The organism is Nocardia sp. CC201C (assembly GCF_030010695.1).
Classification (GTDB): Bacteria; Actinomycetota; Actinomycetes; order Mycobacteriales; family Mycobacteriaceae; genus Nocardia; species Nocardia otitidiscaviarum.
The window spans coordinates 1-3,637 of the sequence record NZ_JASCXP010000565.1 but is presented as its reverse complement, the minus strand read 5'-3'; the positions used below and the strand labels follow the sequence as shown (position 1 = coordinate 3,637).

At 69.4% G+C, this 3,637-nt stretch carries 5 protein-coding genes; 3 read left to right on the top strand and 2 right to left on the bottom strand.

Annotated elements, in window-relative coordinates:
• A partial coding sequence (locus tag QK444_RS34105; protein WP_282786135.1) for an Ig-like domain-containing protein occupies positions 1–1,104 on the top strand: 1,104 nt, incomplete at its 5' end.
• 215 nt (positions 1,105–1,319) lie between these two features.
• Here the strand turns inward: QK444_RS34105 and QK444_RS34100 are convergent.
• On the bottom strand, positions 1,320–1,742 hold the full coding sequence (locus tag QK444_RS34100; protein WP_029924201.1) for an HSP20 family small heat-shock protein: 423 nt from the start codon (positions 1,740–1,742) through the stop codon (positions 1,320–1,322).
• 163 nt (positions 1,743–1,905) lie between these two features.
• Between QK444_RS34100 and QK444_RS34095 the strand changes: the two genes are divergently transcribed.
• On the top strand, positions 1,906–2,214 hold the full coding sequence (locus QK444_RS34095) for a MerR family transcriptional regulator (protein ID WP_282786136.1): 309 nt from the start codon (positions 1,906–1,908) through the stop codon (positions 2,212–2,214).
• Positions 2,215–2,247: 33 nt separating this feature from the next.
• On the opposite strand, the gene ligD is transcribed toward QK444_RS34095, so the two are convergent.
• The gene (gene ligD / locus QK444_RS34090) at positions 2,248–3,210 is read right to left on the bottom strand and encodes a non-homologous end-joining DNA ligase (RefSeq protein ID WP_282786134.1); all 963 of its coding nucleotides are present in this window, start codon (positions 3,208–3,210) and stop codon (positions 2,248–2,250) included.
• Between the two features lie 159 nt (positions 3,211–3,369).
• Here ligD and QK444_RS34085 point away from each other — a divergent pair.
• On the top strand, positions 3,370–3,637 hold a 268-nt coding region (locus QK444_RS34085), incomplete at its 3' end, for a helix-turn-helix domain-containing protein (protein ID WP_282786133.1).

Below are 3,637 nucleotides of genomic sequence, written 5' to 3'. Positions count from 1 at the left end.
CCGCCGGTGCCCGCCGCCGTCGGCTTCGATCCGCCACCGGATGCCCGCGATGTCGACGCCCGCTCCCCCGGCCGGGTCACGGTCACCGACGGCACCGTGCGCTCGGTGGAGTGGGTCGACGAGACGAGCCGCCCACTGCCGGGCGCACCGGCACCCGACAACCGTTCCTGGACGAGCACGGAACCGCTCGGCTACGGCCACACCTACACCGTGCGGGCGGTGGCCGACGGCGCCACCGGCGCGGTCACCGCCACCGCGACGTGCGCCACGGTGGTGCCCGATCGACTGGTGGACGTGTCGCTGCGCTCCGGGAATCTGGTCGAGCTCACCGAGAACGACGTCTACGGTGTCGGTTTCGTCCTCGCCGCACGTTTCGACGAGCCCGTGGACCGCGCGGCCGCCGAACGCCACCTGCGCGTGGTCACCGAACCGGCCGTCACCGGCGCCTGGTACTGGCTCGACGACCGCAACGCGCACTGGCGGCCCGAGCACTACCACGCGCCCGGCACCCGGATCACCGTCGCCGCCGACCTCTTCGGCGCACCGCTCGGCGACGGCGCGTACGGCCTGCGCGATCAGCGGGTGTCGGTGCACATCGGCCCCGCCCACGTCGCCATCGCCGACGATGTCACCAAACAGATCGAGGTCTTCGACAACGGCGCCCTGGTGCGCACCATGCCGACCTCCATGGGCATGGGCGGCACCGCGGTGGTCGGCGGTACGGTGCTGTCCTTCTGGACCCGTCCCGGCACCTATACCGTGCTGGACCGCCACCACCCGGTGACCATGGACTCCTCCAGCTACGGCCTGCCCGTCAACTCCCGACTCGGCTACCGCTCGACCATCGACCACGCGGTCCGCATCAGCCACGACGGCATCTTCGTCCACGCCCTCGCCGACAGCATGTGGGCACAGGGCAATACCAATGTCTCCCACGGCTGCCTGAACCTCTCCCCCGCAGACGCCGCCTGGTTCTACGACTTCGTCGTCCCCGGCGATGTCGTGGAGGTCCGCAACACCGGCGGCGACCCCCTCGACATCTGGCAGGGCGGCGACTGGACCATCCCGTGGCCGCACTGGCTACGCGGCGGCGCGAGCGCCTGAGAGTCGGGCAGCCGGGTCGTCAGGCGGCGGGCTCCGGTCGGCGGATCGGATTCATGACAGTGGCCCACCACGAGTCCAGGGGGCTGGGTTCGGGCCAGTGCACCACCTCTCCGGAATCGGTTGCGGCCGTGCCTGTTCGGCGCACGGCCGCGGTCCAGGGCGAACGGTCGAGACGACCGCGGGCACCAGGCATCGCTGTCATGGCGCCTCGCTGATCAGGCGTTGATGGCCTGGTGCTCGCGATCGTGGCGGGTGACCTCGATCTTGCGGGGCTTGGCCTGTTCGGCGACCGGGATGGTCAGCCGCAGCACGCCGTCGCGGTAGTCGGCCTGGATGCGGTCGGTGTCGAGGTTCTCCCCCAGGAACAGCTGGCGGCTGAAGACGCCGCGGGTGCGTTCGGCTGCGATCATCGAGCGGCCCGCGTCCAGTTCCGGACGGGAGGCGCGCACGGTGATCACATTGCGCTCGACGTCCAGGTCGAGGGAGTCCGGGTCGATGCCGGGCAGGTCGAACTCCACGAAGAACTCGTCACCGTCGCGCCAGGCATCCATCGGCATCACGGCCGGTCGGGCTGATGTGCCGAATACCTGCTGCGTCAGTCGATCCAGGTCACGGAAGGGATCGGTACGCATCAGCATGGTCGCCACCTCCAACTCACTCCATTCTCGATCGAAGAGTTATCAGATAATCTCTGTCATCTGACAGAGATATTATTTAGCACTCCGGCCATGAGAGTGCAAGACGGGTGGAGAGGTAATCTCGAGGCAGGTGATCATGCGGGAGAACGGGGAGACGAACAGGATGCTGGGGCGCGAGCAGGGCCACTTTCCGCCGTCGGGACAGGCGGTGTACGCGATCTCGGTGGCCGCCGAACTCTCCGGCGTCGGGGTGCAGACCTTGCGCCTGTACGAGCAGCACGGACTGATCGCCCCCGCTCGCAGTGCCGGGGGCACGCGCCGCTACAGCGGTGACGATCTCGCCCGGCTGGCCCGCATCATCGCCCTGGCCGGCGAGGGCATCAACCTGGCCGGGATCGGACGCATCCTCGATTTGGAGGACGCCAACTCCGCCCTCACCGCCGAACGCGACCGGCTGCGCGACCAGCGGTAACGGGCGGGACCCGGGATACGGACCGGACCCGGCTCAGCCGTCGGCGTCCTCGTCGAGGTCCACCTCGACCCGGTCGCGGTCGGCCCACTCCAGCAGCGGCGCGATATCGAAGACCGCCTCGTCCATACCGGCGTGCAGATCGCCCAGTTCCGCGTAGCGGGCGGGCACCGTGGCCATGGTGAAATCGCGCGGATCGAGCTCCGGGATCTCCGCCCAGAGGACCGGCGTGGAGACCGTCGCCGCCGCCACGCCGCGCACCGAATACGCGGCCGCGATGGTGTGGTCGCGCGCGTTCTGGTTGTAGTCGACGAACAGCATGGCCGGGTCGCGATCGCGCCGCCACCACGCGGTGGTCACATCGTCGGGGGCGCGGCGTTCCACCTCCCGCGCGAAGGCGAGCGCGGCCCGGCGCACCTCCTGGAATCCGTAGCGCGGCTCGATGCGCACGTAGACGTGCAATCCCTTGCCGCCGGAGGTCTTCGGCCAGCCGACCGCGCCGAGTTCGTCGAGTATCTCGTGCACGACACCGGCCACCCGGCGCACCCGCGACCACGGACAGTCCGGCATGGGATCCAGGTCGATCCGCCATTCGTCGGGCAGTTCGGTGTCGAAGCGCCGGGAGTTCCAGGGATGGAACTCGACGGTCGACATCTGCACCGCCCAGATCACGTCGGCCAGCTTCTCGACGCACAGTTCGTCGGCGCTGCGGCCGTAGCGCGGAAAGTACAGCCGCACGGTGGGAATCCAATCCGGGGCGCCGCCCGGCAGCCGTTTCTGGTGCACCTTTCCGCCCGGCAGGCCCTTGGGAAAGCGGTGCAGCATGCACGGCCGGTCCCGCAGCGCGTTGACGATGCCGTCGCCCACGCTCAGGTAGTACCGCACCAGGTCGAGCTTGGTCGCGCCGGTCTCGGGGAAGTACACCCGATCCGGATTCGATACGCGCACCGTGTGCGCGCCCACCGTCAACTCCACGGCGGGTGTCGACTTGCTGGCCACCGTCCGACCATAACGGGCGAATCGCCCCGCCGCGTGCCGTAACACGGCCGCTCGGCATTCCGGCGCGACGATCGGGTATTTCCCGGACGACACGGGGATGTGGTAATTTGGGCGAACGCCCAAGGCAAACGACCAAACTCGACAACGTCTCGGGGATACATGGCAACGGCGATCGAACAGGGCCGGCAGACGCGCGCTCGGCTGATGACGGCCGCGGTGGAACTGATCGTCGAACGCGGCTGGGGCGCGGTGACCACCCGGATGGTGGCCGACCGCGCGGGCGTACGCCCCGGCCTGGTGCACTACCACTTCCCGTCGGTCACCGATCTGCTGATCGAATCGGCCCTGGACGTGGCCCGCGCCGAATACGACGGCGTGATGGCACGATTGGCCGAGGCGGACGGCCCGGCGGGGATGCGGCGCGTGC